The organism is Aeribacillus sp. FSL k6-2211 (genome assembly GCF_037966125.1).
Lineage (GTDB): Bacteria > Bacillota > Bacilli > Bacillales > Aeribacillaceae > Aeribacillus > Aeribacillus composti.
The window spans coordinates 985,424-999,944 of the sequence record NZ_CP150190.1 but is presented as its reverse complement, the minus strand read 5'-3'; the positions used below and the strand labels follow the sequence as shown (position 1 = coordinate 999,944).

Below are 14,521 nucleotides of genomic sequence, written 5' to 3'. Positions count from 1 at the left end.
ATAGAATGACGCAATGCAAAACAACAAGCAAACAAACTGCTCAGCTCTTTGATGGGGCTTGAGCATTTATTCCAATGAAAAACAATTGACACTCTTTCGACATTTTTCTAGACTAGGTTGTGGGGAATAGCTTTCGTTTTCAGAATGAAATAAAGGAGAGAACATATTATGCATCCTAAAACGGAGTCACATAATGTACCCATTATAAAAGCTGAACGAGGGTTTCGGGCTTGGTGGATGCTTTTAAGACCCCATACATTAACTGCAGCATTTGTCCCCGTGATTGTCGGAACTCTTTTGGCACTGCAAGTAGGACCCATTCATATTGGACTTTTTCTTACAATGCTTACTGCCTCGTTGTTAATTCAAACAGCCACAAACTTATTTAATGAATATTTCGATTATAAACGAGGTCTTGATACAGAAGAATCTGTCGGAATTGGAGGAGCAATTGTCCGAAATGGCTTCAAGCCCCAAACCGTTTTAAATTTAGCAATCACATGTATTGTTGTCTCTATCCTATTGGGAATTTACATTTGTCTCCAGTCAAGCTGGTGGTTGGCATTAGTCGGTTCAATTTGTATGGCAGTAGGATACTTATATACTGGAGGTCCATATCCAATCGCTTACACGCCGTTTGGCGAGCTAGCTTCAGGTTTATTTATGGGAGTCGTTATTATCCTTATTTCCTTTTTTATTCAGACAGGTTATCTAACTTCAACAGCTTTCATTCATTCGATCCCGATTGCGATCACGATCGGCGCCATCATGCTTGCGAATAACATAAGAGACTTAGACGGCGATAAGGAAAACGGAAGAAAAACATTAGCAATTTTGCTTGGCCGCCAGAATGCAATTCGATTTTTAGCAATTATGTTTATTGTTTCTTACTGTCTCATTTTTATTATGATCATTTTTGATTATTCCACATGGTGGTCTATTCTAGCTTTTCTTAGCATTCCAAAAGCTATTCAGGCGGTGAAGCGATTTGTCGGCAAAACAAAGCCTATTGAAATGATGCCGGCCATGAAAGCAACATCGCAAACAAACACTTTATTAGGCTTTTTGCTTGCTGCAGGTTTGCTCATAAGCACCATCATATCTCAGTAACACGATAGTATGTTTACTATCGTGTTTTTTATTAAGCTTTACTGTGAAATTTGTTCTGTATCATCCACTCGCAATTTCAATATGCTGAGCAAATATTTTGTCCTGAAAAAACATCTCGATAGGTCACAGCCTCTTTATCGGATAGCCAGCCTGTTTCTCAGCCGAATGATGTTGTGGTAGCCTTTCAAGTGCCATCAGCTTCAAAGCATAGCGTTAAAAAAGGCGTGGAAGCAGCAATCCTTTCCTGACATGTTTTAAAATGATGATGAAATTTATGGCTGCAAAGGTGAATTTTTTTCATGATTTTAAAGTTATAATTTATTCCTTTTCGTCCAAAATAGCTTTAGATTCTAAAAAAGAAGGTGTCTTTCATATGGACATGGACGAAAAAAAATTAAAGGAATTTCAAAAGCAATTAATATTCATGAAAAATGAGATTGAAAAACGTTGGGATAATAACGATCATTTTCAATTGGAAAAAGGGCTGGACCATGAATCAACTGGAGAGCTTTCCAGCTACGACAATCACCCCGGAGACGATGCGACCGAACTGTATGAAAGAGAAAAAGATTTAGCATTAAATAAACATTTAGAAAAAGAATATGAAGAGATCGTTGAAGCATTAGAAAGAATTCATGAGGGCACTTACGGTACTTGTTCCGTCTGCGGAAAAAAAATTGATGAAGACCGTCTCAAAGCTATACCGACAGCCAAAACATGCAAAGAACATACTCTAGTTCAAACGATTTCTCATGAAAGACCTGTAGAGGAAGAAATACTTGATGCGACTTTTCACGGATCCTCTCAAATCGACCATGAAAATACCGCTGTTACTGAACCGTATGATTATTTTCAAGATGTTATCGAATACGGAACGTCAGAAACACCGCAAGATGTAAGAACTCCACCGTTATCGTACGGAGATATGTATAATTCCGATGATGAAATTGGATATATTGAAGATATTGAAAACTTCATTTATACAGATATTGAGGGAAAAAACGTAAACGTCTATCCGTCACATGAACATAAACGATATGAAAAAATGCTTGATGAAGAGGATTTAACAGTTTTATGGGGAGATCTTCCATTAACAGAAAAAGAACCATATACGAAAAATGATTAAAATTACAAGAAGACAAAAAAAGGGCCTGTCCGATAAGTCCCTAAAATGAAGCAAGTGGAGAAAAACAATGCGTTTCTCTCCACTTGCTTTTATATTTTTTCGATTTTTATCTGAAAGTAGCTGGCGGATGCCGGCTACTTTCAGGAAGTTGTGGGCTAATGCCACAATCCCAAACTCAACATGTACCTTGTCGAGGCCCCGCAAAGAAAATCTGCGGAACGACCGATTGCCCTTGATGTGACCGAACACACTTTCTGCCTCGACTTTGCGTCGAGCGTAGATAGCGGCTTTCTCTTCACATTCAAGGGCTGTTTTGGCCTTTGCTTTCATTTCTTCGAAGATGGGATTCCAGTGAACTTGTCGGTTGCCTTTCGCTTTTGTGCATTTCGCTTTCAATGGGCAATCGGTACAATCTTCACATTCGTATATTTTGAAGCTTTGTTCATAGCCAGATGGATTCTTTTTGTTTTGGTATTTTTTAAACGTTACTCTCCTTCCATTCGGGCAAATAAAACAATCATCCTCTTCACAATAGGTCCAGTTTTTGGCATTTTTAATGTCTTTTTTGTATGTACGTGTTTGTTCTTTTACATAGCTCCCATAAGGAATTAGAAACTCAAACCGGGGCTCTTTCTCATCACCAACTGCATATACATAGTTTTCTTCACTACCATAGCCTGCATCCGCAATAACTGTTTGGGGCATCGGTAATGAAGTGGAGGCTAGCTTCTCCATATGTGGGATAAAGCAACGTGTATCGGTCGGTCGTTGATGAATGGTATAAAACAAGATAAACTGATTCTCTGTCCCCATTTGCACGTTGTATCCGGGCTTGAGCTGACCGTTTTTCATATGGTCTTCTTTCATGCGCATGAAGGTTGCGTCTTTATCCGTTTTTGAATAGCTGTTACGATCGCCAAAGATTTCATTCTGCTCCTTGTATTTAGCTAGTCGAGGTAAAAAATTTTCTCGAATCAGTTTTAAAGGTTTTTTCCATTTCTTGCGTTCTGTTCGTTTTTCCTTCCGAACTTTTGTATCGGATTCCTGTTCGATTTCCTCTGTTAGGATTTCGACTTTTTTCTTCTAATTTTTGAGCGATGGCTTCCAAGTTCTGTTCCGTGATTTCTGGATCTTCTTTCGCCTCTTTTTGTGCTGTTCCTGCTTCTAATTGGGTTAATTCTTGAATGTACTGAAGTGTTTCTTGAATTTTTTCTCTTACCTTCGCTTCAAATTTCGAGGTTGATTTTTTCCACACGAAAGAATACTTATTGGCATTGGCTTCAATTTTAGTACCATCCAAAAAGTAGTTTTCCATCGTGATGTAATTTTCTTCAATCAACTTCAGAATCATCGCTTCAAATAACTCATCCATTAGGACCTTCATCCGTCCGCCTCGGAATTCGTTGATTGTCCGGAAATCTGGTTGTTGCATCGCTGAAAGCCACATGGCAGGAATATTTTCTTTAACGAGTTTTTCGATTCCTCGACAAGAATAAACCTTTTGAGAATAAGCATACAGAATGATTTTCAGCATCATTTTGGGATGATAGGAACTTCTGCCGCCGCCTTTATAATGAGAAAACAATTGTTTATCTGGTATCGCCTCCATTTCGTCCACGACACGTGCCACGTGATGTTCGGGTATGAGCGATTCAATATCATAAATCATTTGAACTTGACGGTTGTCATATGGTTTGAAAGTAGGGGCTAAATTTCTTTTGGCAGGAGTTTTTTCTTCTTTTCCATCTAGAGGAAGTGTCATTTGTGTGTTATAATTTTCAGGAGTAATCATTTGATTGCTCATAAAAAATCGTCCTTTCTGTAATGTTGTGTGGTAACTTCATTTTACTAGAAAGGACGATTTTTTTGTGCATTTTTTTAAAGTGAAAAAATGAGGGGCTCCAAAAAGTCAGTTACCCTGACTTTTTGGACAGCCCCCCTTTGCACACAATTATAAAATAAAATTTCAGTTTTAAATTATAATGCTGTCAAGCCGCCGTCAATCGGATACACAGCTCCATTAATAATCTCCGCATCATCTCCAAGCAGGAAAACGACAAGATTTGCGACTTCTTTTGGTGTGCCGTAGCGCTTGGCAGGAATCCCCTCTTTAATGGCAGCTTCTGCTTCTTTTGATCCTTTTGTAAACCGTTCCATCATATTCGTAGCGGTCGGTCCAGGCGCAATAGCATTAATCCGAATATTTTTATCCGCATATTCGCCGGTCGCCGTTTTTGTCAGCCCAATCACTCCGTGTTTTGTAGCAGCATAAGGGCCGACCCCTGGACTTCCTACAAGTCCTGCGTTGGACGCTGTATTAACGATGGAACCTCCACCATTTTCAAGCATAGCTTGAATAACATATTTCAAGCCATAAAAAGCTCCTTTTAAATTGATATTGATTACTTTCTCAAAAGCATCATCCGGATACTCAGCTATAGGCGCAACTGCTCCCTCAACGCCGGCGTTGTTAAAGAACATATCGATTTTTCCGAATGCTTTTTTTGTTTCCTCTATGTATCGTTTCACATCCTCAACTTTGCTGACATCCGCTTGAACAAAGATAGCTTTTCCACCTTTTTCTTCAATCTGGCGAACCGTTTCCATGCCGTTTTCTTCTGACAAATCGACTACAGATACAAAAGCCCCCTTGCTGGCCAACAATAAACAAACTTCACGCCCAATTCCGCTGCCGCCGCCAGTGACAATCGCAGATTTGCCTTCAAAATTTGCCATTTTTATATACCTCCTTTATCAAATTTCAAAAAATTGTTTACATGCATAAAGTATACACCATATTTGACGTCATCAAAAGATTACTTATTTAAAAATTAAAATAAAAATATATCAGCCGACAGTAGCATTGCATTAAGTTAATTTTAATTTGTCAAGCCCAATTTTATGGTTCATCACCAAAAGATGTACTTGATTTTTACGTTAAAATGTGATAGAGGTCTCTAGACGGACACGCAAAGTAAAACGCTGGATATTTCGATACCCATATCCTCGCCTTTTGATCAATTTTATTTTGTTGTTGATTCCTTCCATTGGACCATTTGAGTAAGAAAAAACGATGCAAGAAAGCACTGCGTCTCTTCGGGTGATGAGTGCCTTGGCAATACTGCGTACGGCGGCACAGTCGCTAAAAAGGTACCGGTCAAACCATTGGGTCAAACGAGTTTCGGCTTGCTTTCTTGTTTGGCTTTTGGATACGTAACGGAAATGTTGAAGTGCTTGATAGACATCACGTAAATAAGCACTTTCTTGGCACCATTGTCGAACTTCCTGTCTCTCTTCTTCTGTTAATTTTTCTGGACGTTGGCTTAACAATCGGCACACGCGGCGAACGCTTCCATGTTTGGTTCCGCCTTTGGCAAGGTATTTGCGACAACGTTCCAGTGCATCGGTGAATAACTGAATCACATGGAAGTGGTCAAGAACATGGATGGCTTTTGGACATACCTTTTCAATGGCTTTTCTCATGGCAGGAGCCAAGTCGCTGACAACATACTTCACTTTGGAGGCGACGGGTTGAAGCGCCTCCACAATGGCTTCTTCATTTTTTCCAGAAGCAATGGAAAGGACATTCCGAGTCTGTGTGTCCATCACCGCTACTCCGTAATCATGTCCCTTTCGGAAAGCGAATTCATCCACACATACTACTGTAGGATTCGATGTTGGTAAAAGAGCCGGGGCATATTGATAAAACCAGCGTTCTACTGTCGTATAGGCGAGTTGTAACAAGCGAGCGACTTCTTGAATCGTTTTTCCGATGCATAACTGGGCGACCCAATGTTGAAACGATTCCGTCGCGATACTGTGAGACGGAAGTCCCGGATAAGAAACGGTGAACGTCAGAAAACAGGCTTGGCAACGCCGTCTTTCTATGGGAAGTTCAATCCAAAATAAACCGACCGTATTTGTATAGCCATGAATCCATTGTTTTCGTTTCGATGATATTTTGGTTGTCCGTCCGAAGCAAGTCGGGCAGATCGGACAATGAGGAGGGAGGGAAAGTTCAAAAATCCATCGTTCTCCCTCTTTTCGTTCTCCATGAATAAGAAAGCCTGGTAAAGTGATCAAATCTTTGATAAACTGAGATTGCATGCGAAATTTCCTCCATGGTTGATGGTTTGGTCACCTTTACCATACAGGAAATTTCGCATTTTTTGTACCCTTGATCAGAAAACAACCTGATTGTCAAGTACATTTTGTGGTGAAGAGCCAATTTTATGTTAAATTTCATCTTTTTGGATATAAAAAAACTCCTTATAATTAGGATTGGCAGTCCTATCCAAATCCTAAGAATAAGGAGAAACCATTATGGATAAGAATACCACAGAATCCACAATAAATGAACTATTTAAAGAGATCGATCCAATAACTTTTTCAAAACTAATTAATGTGATTGACGTTGACAAATACATTAAAAAATTAACGGCGTATAAGTTTTTACAACTTTGTATCATCGCTCAGTTAAACGAATTGGAAAGCTTAACAAAATTGGCCAAACATTTGAAAGACAAGGAAGAGTTGCAGACATATCTGGAATTTGATGCAATTAGTACTTCGCAACTTTCTCGCAAATTAGGCCAATTATCCCCTCAACTGTTTGAAAAAGTATTTAAATATCTGGTCTTAAAGATCCAAGGGCAAATGAAAAATGCCCCGATCATCCGAAACATTGGTCGTCTTCTGGTCATTGATTCTACCACGATGAGCATGAGTTTGAGCCAATATCCATGGGCAACTTTTCGTAAGACAAAGGCTGGTGTTCGACTCCATTTAAAGGTTGTTGTAACGAAGGATATCACTGTTCCGGATCAAGGGATTATCTTACCCGCGAAACATGCCGATCGCACACAGATGGACGAACTCATTGAAATCGATCCAAATGCGATTTACTTGTTTGATCGAGGGTATGTCGATTACAAACAGTTCGACCGCTTATGCCGAGAAGGGGTGCGATTCATTACCCGGCTTAAAAAGAACGCAGAGATTGAAGTTTTATCGGAACGGATTCCCAATCCAGAACGTTTGATTTATAGGGATCAGATTGTCATTTTAGGAAATGACCGTAATCATACCAAAATGACTCATCCTCTCCGATTGATCGAAACGGTCGACAGCGAAGGGAATCCCGTGATCATCATAACCAATTGCTTTGATCTTTCTGCGGAAGAGATTGCAGATTTATACCGATATCGCTGGAAGATAGAGACCTTCTTTAAATGGATGAAACAGCACCTTAAGATAAAAAGATTTTATGGAAAAAGTCAAAATGCCGTTTACAATCAAATTTGGATCGCCCTAATCACCTATTGCTTACAGGCCATGCTCCAATTAAAAGTGAATCACGATGGTCCTTTATTAGAGATCAAGCGAACTTTACAGAATCTGCTTTTTAAAGGTTTTGACTGTTTTGTTCGCTCCCTTTTTAAAAAGCCAATTCGAACGTCCAACGGTCGGAAAAAATACCATTGGGAAAAAGATTTTGAAACCATCGTGTACCAATTTGAAGAAGGGGAGGTGGAACACCTAGACGATTTAGTTTATGATCCAATGTTTCTGTAATATATTACCAAATTGTGGAAATGGACTGCCGATTAAGACGTCATTGTCCTTTTAAGCTTGCTTAGAAAGATTGTATGTCTGAATATTCAGTTACATGAAATAACTGGAATTTTTATTGAGCTTGACAAACATTAAATTTTTTTATGCAACGCTACTGATCAGCCGATAATAAAAATGTGAATAAAAAAGACCATGTTCAAGCATACAAGGAGGTACACGATTTGGATATCGTCCAAGCAATTATTCAATCCATTCCAATTTTTAAACAAGTTTTGCGAGAGGATATTATGATCACAGTCTTTGATCATGAAAAATATTTATTTTATTCTCCCAGCAAAGATTTAGACTTTGGTCATCAACCCGGTGATCCATTGCCGCCGAAGTATTTGAACTTTCAGATGGTTGACAGGGAAAAGCCGGTTGTCGTCAAAGTCCCCGAAGAAGAATTTGGCATACCGTTTGATAGCATATCCGTGCCTATAAAAGATGAAAACGGCAATGTGATCGCTGCAATAAATGCGGCCATCAGCACTAAAAAGCAGCATTATTTAAAAACCATTATTGATGAAATAGAAAGCTTTTCCCACTCATTATTAGATAAAATACAGCAAATTGTGGCTCATTCTGAAGAACTGTCAGCAACTGCTGATGAAATAACGCAAATTGTGAAAAAAGCAACTGAACATTCCGACAAAGTCGGCAACATAACGAAAATCATAAAAGAGATTAGTGATCAAACAAATCTTTTAGGCTTAAACGCAGCGATAGAAGCTGCTCGCGTTGGCGCTGCCGGTGCTGGATTTGGCGTAGTGGCAAATGAAATACGCAAATTGTCTACAAATACGAAGGAAGAAACAGTAAATATTGAACAAACATTAGACAGCATTCAAGAATACATGAAGCGAATGGAAAATGATTTTAACGAAATATCCCAATCTTCACAAGAAGAAGCACAACTAATCACGGAACTAATGGCAGATTTAGAAAATTTAAATCGAGTTTCCCATAAATTAAAAGAATTCATGAAAACTATAATGGGATACGATGAAGATATGGAAATCAAACAATAAAAAGGAATTCACTTTTCTTAACAAATACAAAAAGCGTTGCAAGTATTGCAACGCTTTTATCATCAATGAAAATGAAACGATCTATTTCCAATTCTATATATATAGACAACAAATGGCAGAGAAGGAGGGATTTGAGCCCTCGCTCCGCTAAACACGACCTACACCCTTAGCAGGAGCCTCTTCATCCACTTGAGTACTTATACATACTGACTCCGCAGGCAGGATTCGAACCTGCGACCGTTCGGTTAACAGCCGAATGCTCTACCACTGAGCTACTGCGGAATATAAAAAAAATTTAAAGCATTTTGCCAAATAGAGCAGCTTTTGACTGACAATTGCAACAATGTCAATTGCCCAACTAAGCTGCTAAAAAAATAGCAATGGGCCTGAGTGGACTTGAACCACCGACCTCACGCTTATCAGGCGTGCGCTCTAACCAGCTGAGCTACAAGCCCATATTAAGCGGGTGATGGGAATCGAACCCACGACATCAGCTTGGAAGGCTGAGGTTTTACCACTAAACTACACCCGCGCGAAAATATTTATTTTTCTATTTAAATGATAAACACGCATTTTCCATGCCTCTTCCTCTTCCAGCATTGTTCGAGGATGTAAATGCGTCGAGGCAACTCGCAGATTATTCATTGAAGTGTCGCTCGTGGCTGAGGTTTTACCACTAAACTACACCCGCATAATAAGCTGATAATAGAAATAAATACTTACTTTCAATGCCATATTATCTATCTCTACTATAGGCAAATGGGGCGACTGATGGGAATCGAACCCACGAATGCCAGAGCCACAATCTGGTGCGTTAACCACTTCGCCACAGTCGCCGCAATTAATAAAACAATGGCTCGGGACGGAATCGAACCGCCGACACAAGGATTTTCAGTCCTTTGCTCTACCGACTGAGCTACCGAGCCGTAAAACTCCGATAAAAAATTATGTACAATCCATCATTAAAGAAAGAATTCATTGACACAATCTGCTGTACTTGAAAAAATTCCTCATACAGCTGTTGAATCAATAATTAATGGCGGTCCCGACGGGAATCGAACCCGCGATCTCCTGCGTGACAGGCAGGCATGTTAACCGCTACACTACGGGACCATTGGTTGCGGGGGCAGGATTTGAACCTGCGACCTTCGGGTTATGAGCCCGACGAGCTACCGGACTGCTCCACCCCGCGATAATAATGACGGAGGAGGAGGGATTCGAACCCCCGCGCGGTTTGACCCGCCTCTCGGTTTTCAAGACCGACCCCTTCAGCCAGACTTGGGTACTCCTCCATATAATAAAGATGGTGGACCTTGCAGGATTCGAACCTGCGACCGGACGGTTATGAGCCGTCTGCTCTGACCAGCTGAGCTAAAGGTCCGAAAAATGGCGGTGGAGGGGATCGAACCCCCGACCTCACGGGTATGAACCGTACGCTCTAGCCAGCTGAGCTACACCGCCAAATTAAATATGGAGCCTAGCGGGATCGAACCGCTGACCTCCTGCGTGCAAAGCAGGCGCTCTCCCAGCTGAGCTAAGGCCCCTTTAAATTCCCTGGTCGGGAAGACAGGATTCGAACCTGCGACCCCATGGTCCCAAACCATGTGCTCTACCAAGCTGAGCTACTTCCCGATATGGCGCGCCCGAGAGGAGTCGAACCCCTAACCTTTTGATCCGTAGTCAAACGCTCTATCCAATTGAGCTACGGGCGCAAATATGGTGCCGAGGACCGGACTTGAACCGGTACGGTAGTCACCTACCGCAGGATTTTAAGTCCTGTGCGTCTGCCAATTCCGCCACCCCGGCACAGAAAAGCGGAAGACGGGATTCGAACCCGCGACCCCCACCTTGGCAAGGTGGTGTTCTACCACTGAACTACTTCCGCATATGATGCGGGTGGAGGGACTTGAACCCCCACGCCGTAAGGCGCTAGATCCTAAGTCTAGTGCGTCTGCCAATTCCGCCACACCCGCGTCAAAATGGTGAGCCATGGAGGATTCGAACCTCCGACCCTCTGATTAAAAGTCAGATGCTCTACCGACTGAGCTAATGGCTCATAAAAAATTTTTTTCTCCCAATCCATTTTTCATTTGTCATATGCCCCTTCCTCTGCCAGTCTTTTCGAGGATGTTGGATGCGTCGGGACAACTCTCTGATTGTTCGTCGAAGCATTGCTCGTTACTCTGACGACTAATCTAAAAGCTCCTGCTCAATATGCAACACCTTTAATGATGCCGGCGAGAGGAATCGAACCCCCAACCTACTGATTACGATTCAGTTGCTCTGCCAATTGAGCTACACCGGCATGATGAATACAACAATCAATAATCAGTCTTGCTTCATTTGATCGTCGTTCCAATCTTAGAAATCTTGTCCAAGGAAAAGTTCAATTGGTACGATGAAGCAGCATGAAAGACGATATCTCGACCGTGCTTTGCCAATTGAGCTGAATCGATATACTGTATGGTGGAGGATGACGGGATCGAACCGCCGACCCCTTGCTTGTAAGGCAAGTGCTCTCCCAGCTGAGCTAATCCTCCAATTCAAAAATCACCAGAGGACATATGCAAAGTAAATAAAAGCCCATAATTCTTTCAAAACTAGATAACGGTTCCTTCACGAATAGATGCTCTTTCTTGGTTAAGTCCTCGATCGATTAGTATCCGTCAGCTCCACGTGTCACCACGCTTCCACCTCGGACCTATCTACCTCGTCATCTTCAAGGGATCTTACTCGCGTTTAGCGATGGGAAATCTCATCTTGAGGGGGGCTTCACGCTTAGATGCTTTCAGCGCTTATCCCTTCCGCACATAGCTACCCAGCGGTGCCCCTGGCGGGACAACTGGTACACCAGCGGTGCGTCCATCCCGGTCCTCTCGTACTAAGGACAGCTCCTCTCAAATTTCCTGCGCCCGCGACGGATAGGGACCGAACTGTCTCACGACGTTCTGAACCCAGCTCGCGTACCGCTTTAATGGGCGAACAGCCCAACCCTTGGGACCGACTACAGCCCCAGGATGCGATGAGCCGACATCGAGGTGCCAAACCTCCCCGTCGATGTGGACTCTTGGGGGAGATCAGCCTGTTATCCCCGGGGTAGCTTTTATCCGTTGAGCGATGGCCCTTCCATGCGGAACCACCGGATCACTAAGCCCGACTTTCGTCCCTGCTCGACTTGTAGGTCTCGCAGTCAAGCTCCCTTCTGCCTTTGCACTCTCCGAATGATTTCCAACCATTCTGAGGGAACCTTTGGGCGCCTCCGTTACCTTTTAGGAGGCGACCGCCCCAGTCAAACTGCCCACCTGACACTGTCTCCCGCCCCGATCAGGGGCGCGGGTTAGAATGTCAGTACAGCCAGGGTAGTATCCCACCGTCGCCTCAGCGCAAGCTGGCGCTCACGCGTCTCTGGCTCCTACCTATCCTGTACAAGCTGTACCCACATTCAATATCAGGCTGCAGTAAAGCTCCACGGGGTCTTTCCGTCCTGTCGCGGGTAACCTGCATCTTCACAGGTACTATAATTTCACCGAGTCTCTCGTTGAGACAGTGCCCAGATCGTTACGCCTTTCGTGCGGGTCGGAACTTACCCGACAAGGAATTTCGCTACCTTAGGACCGTTATAGTTACGGCCGCCGTTTACTGGGGCTTCGGTTCGCACCTTCAGCTACAGCTTAAGCGCTCCCCTTAACCTTCCAGCACCGGGCAGGCGTCAGCCCCTATACTTCACCTTACGGTTTCGCAGAGACCTGTGTTTTTGCTAAACAGTCGCCTGGGCCTTTTCACTGCGGCTCATCATGGCTTATCACCTTGATGAGCACCCCTTCTCCCGAAGTTACGGGGTCATTTTGCCGAGTTCCTTAACGAGAGTTCTCTCGCTCACCTTAGGATTCTCTCCTCGCCTACCTGTGTCGGTTTGCGGTACGGGCACCTCTCACCTCGCTAGAGGCTTTTCTTGGCAGTGTGGAATCGGGAACTTCGGTACTTCCTTTCCCTCGCCATCACAGCTCAAGCACACGGCAAGCGGATTTGCCTGCTTGCCAGCCCTAACTGCTTGGACGCGCACATCCAGCCGCGCGCTTACCCTATCCTCCTGCGTCCCCCCATTGCTCAAACGGTGAGGAGGTGGTACAGGAATATCAACCTGTTGTCCATCACCTACGCCTTTCGGCCTCGGCTTAGGTCCCGACTAACCCTGAGCGGACGAGCCTTCCTCAGGAAACCTTAGGCTTTCGGCGGAGGGGATTCTCACCCCTCTTTCGCTACTCATACCGGCATTCTCACTTCTAAGCGCTCCACCGGTCCTTCCGGTCCGGCTTCGATGCCCTTAGAACGCTCTCCTACCGCTGACACCAACGGTGTCAACCCGCAGCTTCGGTGATACGTTTAGCCCCGGTACATTTTCGGCGCAGAGCCACTCGACCAGTGAGCTATTACGCACTCTTTAAATGGTGGCTGCTTCTAAGCCAACATCCTGGTTGTCTAAGCAGCTCCACATCCTTTTCCACTTAACGTATACTTTGGGACCTTAGCTGGCGGTCTGGGCTGTTTCCCTTTTGACCACGGATCTTATCACTCGCAGTCTGACTCCCAAGGATAAGTCATTGGCATTCGGAGTTTGACTGAATTCGGTAACCCGATGGGGGCCCCTCGTCCAATCAGTGCTCTACCTCCAAGACTCTTCCCTTGAGGCTAGCCCTAAAGCTATTTCGGAGAGAACCAGCTATCTCCAAGTTCGATTGGCATTTCACCCCTACCCACACCTCATCCCCGCACTTTTCAACGTGCGTGGGTTCGGGCCTCCAGCAAGTGTTACCTTGCCTTCACCCTGGACATGGGTAGATCACCTGGTTTCGGGTCTGCGACCTCGTACTATTTCGCCCTCTTCAGACTCGCTTTCGCTGCGGCTCCGCCTTTCGGCTTAACCTTGCACGAAATCGCAACTCGCCGGTTCATTCTACAAAAGGCACGCCATCACCCGTTAATGGGCTCTGACTACTTGTAGGCACACGGTTTCAGGTTCTCTTTCACTCCCCTCCCGGGGTGCTTTTCACCTTTCCCTCACGGTACTGGTTCACTATCGGTCACTAGGGAGTATTTAGCCTTGGGAGATGGTCCTCCCTGCTTCCGACGGGATTTCACGTGTCCCGCCGTACTCAGGATCCACTCGGGAGGGAACGGAGTTTCGACTACAGGGTTGTTACCTTCTCTGACGGGCCTTTCCAGACCTCTTCGTCTACCCCGTTCCTTTGTCACTCCTTAATCGAGTGTCCTACAACCCCAAGAGGCACGCCTCTTGGTTTGGGCTGTTCCCGTTTCGCTCGCCGCTACTCAGGGAATCGCTGTTGCTTTCTCTTCCTCCGGGTACTTAGATGTTTCAGTTCCCCGGGTTGCCCTCCATACCCTATGGATTCAGGTATGGATACTGCCCCATTACGGGCAGTGGGTTCCCCCATTCGGACATCTCCGGATCGACGCTTACTTACAGCTCCCCGAAGCATTTCGGTGTTTGTCCCGTCCTTCATCGGCTCCTAGTGCCAAGGCATCCACCGTGCGCCCTTTCTAACTTAACCGTTTCTTCCTAACATGAGCGATCTATTCGTGAATGTCTTTCCGTTATCCAGTTTTCAAAGAACAATCAAGA

At 44.0% G+C, this 14,521-nt stretch carries 8 protein-coding genes, 19 tRNA genes and 1 rRNA gene; 4 read left to right on the top strand and 24 right to left on the bottom strand.

The features are described 5' to 3' along the window. The first annotated feature begins 168 nt into the window (after positions 1–168). Both NSU19_RS04985 and NSU19_RS04980 read left to right on the top strand, forming a co-directional pair. Complete coding sequence (locus tag NSU19_RS04985) at positions 169–1,110, top strand: 1,4-dihydroxy-2-naphthoate polyprenyltransferase (RefSeq protein ID WP_063386558.1); 942 nt, start codon at positions 169–171, stop codon at positions 1,108–1,110. Positions 1,111–1,483: 373 nt separating this feature from the next. Then, positions 1,484–2,236, top strand: a complete 753-nt coding sequence (locus NSU19_RS04980; protein WP_339194539.1) for a TraR/DksA C4-type zinc finger protein — start codon at positions 1,484–1,486, stop codon at positions 2,234–2,236. On the opposite strand, the gene NSU19_RS04975 is transcribed toward NSU19_RS04980, so the two are convergent. From NSU19_RS04975 to NSU19_RS04960, 4 genes are all read right to left on the bottom strand, one after another. Beyond that, positions 2,201–3,109, bottom strand: coding sequence for a transposase (locus tag NSU19_RS04975; protein ID WP_339199035.1), 909 nt, complete (start codon positions 3,107–3,109; stop codon positions 2,201–2,203). The genes NSU19_RS04980 and NSU19_RS04975 overlap by 36 nt on opposite strands. A 70-nt stretch (positions 3,110–3,179) precedes the next feature. Beyond that, a complete protein-coding gene (locus tag NSU19_RS04970; RefSeq protein WP_339199033.1) occupies positions 3,180–4,040 on the bottom strand; it encodes a transposase in 861 nt (286 codons plus the stop codon). 173 nt (positions 4,041–4,213) lie between these two features. Next, complete coding sequence (locus NSU19_RS04965) at positions 4,214–4,972, bottom strand: glucose 1-dehydrogenase (RefSeq protein WP_339199031.1); 759 nt, start codon at positions 4,970–4,972, stop codon at positions 4,214–4,216. 201 nt (positions 4,973–5,173) lie between these two features. Beyond that, entirely contained in the window at positions 5,174–6,343 is a 1,170-nt protein-coding gene (locus NSU19_RS04960; protein WP_021292746.1) for an ISL3 family transposase, read from the bottom strand. A gap of 216 nt (positions 6,344–6,559) precedes the next feature. Here NSU19_RS04960 and NSU19_RS04955 point away from each other — a divergent pair, with 216 nt between their 5' ends. Continuing rightward, on the top strand, positions 6,560–7,810 hold the full coding sequence (locus NSU19_RS04955) for an IS4 family transposase (protein ID WP_339192832.1): 1,251 nt from the start codon (positions 6,560–6,562) through the stop codon (positions 7,808–7,810). A 221-nt stretch (positions 7,811–8,031) separates the two neighbouring features. Continuing rightward, positions 8,032–8,880, top strand: coding sequence for a methyl-accepting chemotaxis protein (locus NSU19_RS04950; protein ID WP_327848797.1), 849 nt, complete (start codon positions 8,032–8,034; stop codon positions 8,878–8,880). Positions 8,881–9,090: 210 nt separating this feature from the next. Here the strand turns inward: NSU19_RS04950 and NSU19_RS04945 are convergent. From NSU19_RS04945 to NSU19_RS04850, 20 genes are all read right to left on the bottom strand, one after another. Continuing rightward, positions 9,091–9,162, bottom strand: a tRNA-Asn gene (locus NSU19_RS04945). A gap of 99 nt (positions 9,163–9,261) precedes the next feature. Beyond that, positions 9,262–9,335, bottom strand: a tRNA-Ile gene (locus tag NSU19_RS04940). Positions 9,336–9,341: 6 nt separating this feature from the next. Continuing rightward, positions 9,342–9,412: transfer RNA gene (locus NSU19_RS04935), tRNA-Gly, on the bottom strand. 228 nt (positions 9,413–9,640) lie between these two features. Then, positions 9,641–9,716, bottom strand: a tRNA-His gene (locus NSU19_RS04930). A gap of 17 nt (positions 9,717–9,733) precedes the next feature. Beyond that, positions 9,734–9,806 (bottom strand) — tRNA-Phe (locus NSU19_RS04925). 111 nt (positions 9,807–9,917) lie between these two features. After that, a tRNA-Asp gene (locus NSU19_RS04920) sits at positions 9,918–9,993 on the bottom strand. Between the two features lie 2 nt (positions 9,994–9,995). After that, positions 9,996–10,072: transfer RNA gene (locus NSU19_RS04915), tRNA-Met, on the bottom strand. A gap of 10 nt (positions 10,073–10,082) precedes the next feature. After that, positions 10,083–10,172: transfer RNA gene (locus NSU19_RS04910), tRNA-Ser, on the bottom strand. Between the two features lie 12 nt (positions 10,173–10,184). Next, positions 10,185–10,261: transfer RNA gene (locus tag NSU19_RS04905), tRNA-Ile, on the bottom strand. Positions 10,262–10,267: 6 nt separating this feature from the next. Continuing rightward, a tRNA-Met gene (locus NSU19_RS04900) sits at positions 10,268–10,341 on the bottom strand. A 10-nt stretch (positions 10,342–10,351) separates the two neighbouring features. Further along, positions 10,352–10,424, bottom strand: a tRNA-Ala gene (locus NSU19_RS04895). Positions 10,425–10,435: 11 nt separating this feature from the next. Beyond that, a tRNA-Pro gene (locus NSU19_RS04890) sits at positions 10,436–10,512 on the bottom strand. A gap of 3 nt (positions 10,513–10,515) precedes the next feature. Next, positions 10,516–10,592, bottom strand: a tRNA-Arg gene (locus NSU19_RS04885). A 5-nt stretch (positions 10,593–10,597) separates the two neighbouring features. Further along, positions 10,598–10,686, bottom strand: a tRNA-Leu gene (locus tag NSU19_RS04880). A gap of 7 nt (positions 10,687–10,693) precedes the next feature. Then, positions 10,694–10,765: transfer RNA gene (locus tag NSU19_RS04875), tRNA-Gly, on the bottom strand. 6 nt (positions 10,766–10,771) lie between these two features. After that, a tRNA-Leu gene (locus tag NSU19_RS04870) sits at positions 10,772–10,853 on the bottom strand. A 7-nt stretch (positions 10,854–10,860) separates the two neighbouring features. Beyond that, positions 10,861–10,936, bottom strand: a tRNA-Lys gene (locus tag NSU19_RS04865). A gap of 176 nt (positions 10,937–11,112) precedes the next feature. After that, positions 11,113–11,185 (bottom strand) — tRNA-Thr (locus tag NSU19_RS04860). 159 nt (positions 11,186–11,344) lie between these two features. After that, positions 11,345–11,420 (bottom strand) — tRNA-Val (locus NSU19_RS04855). A gap of 96 nt (positions 11,421–11,516) precedes the next feature. Beyond that, positions 11,517–14,450, bottom strand: a 23S ribosomal RNA gene (locus NSU19_RS04850). Positions 14,451–14,521 lie beyond the last annotated feature (71 nt).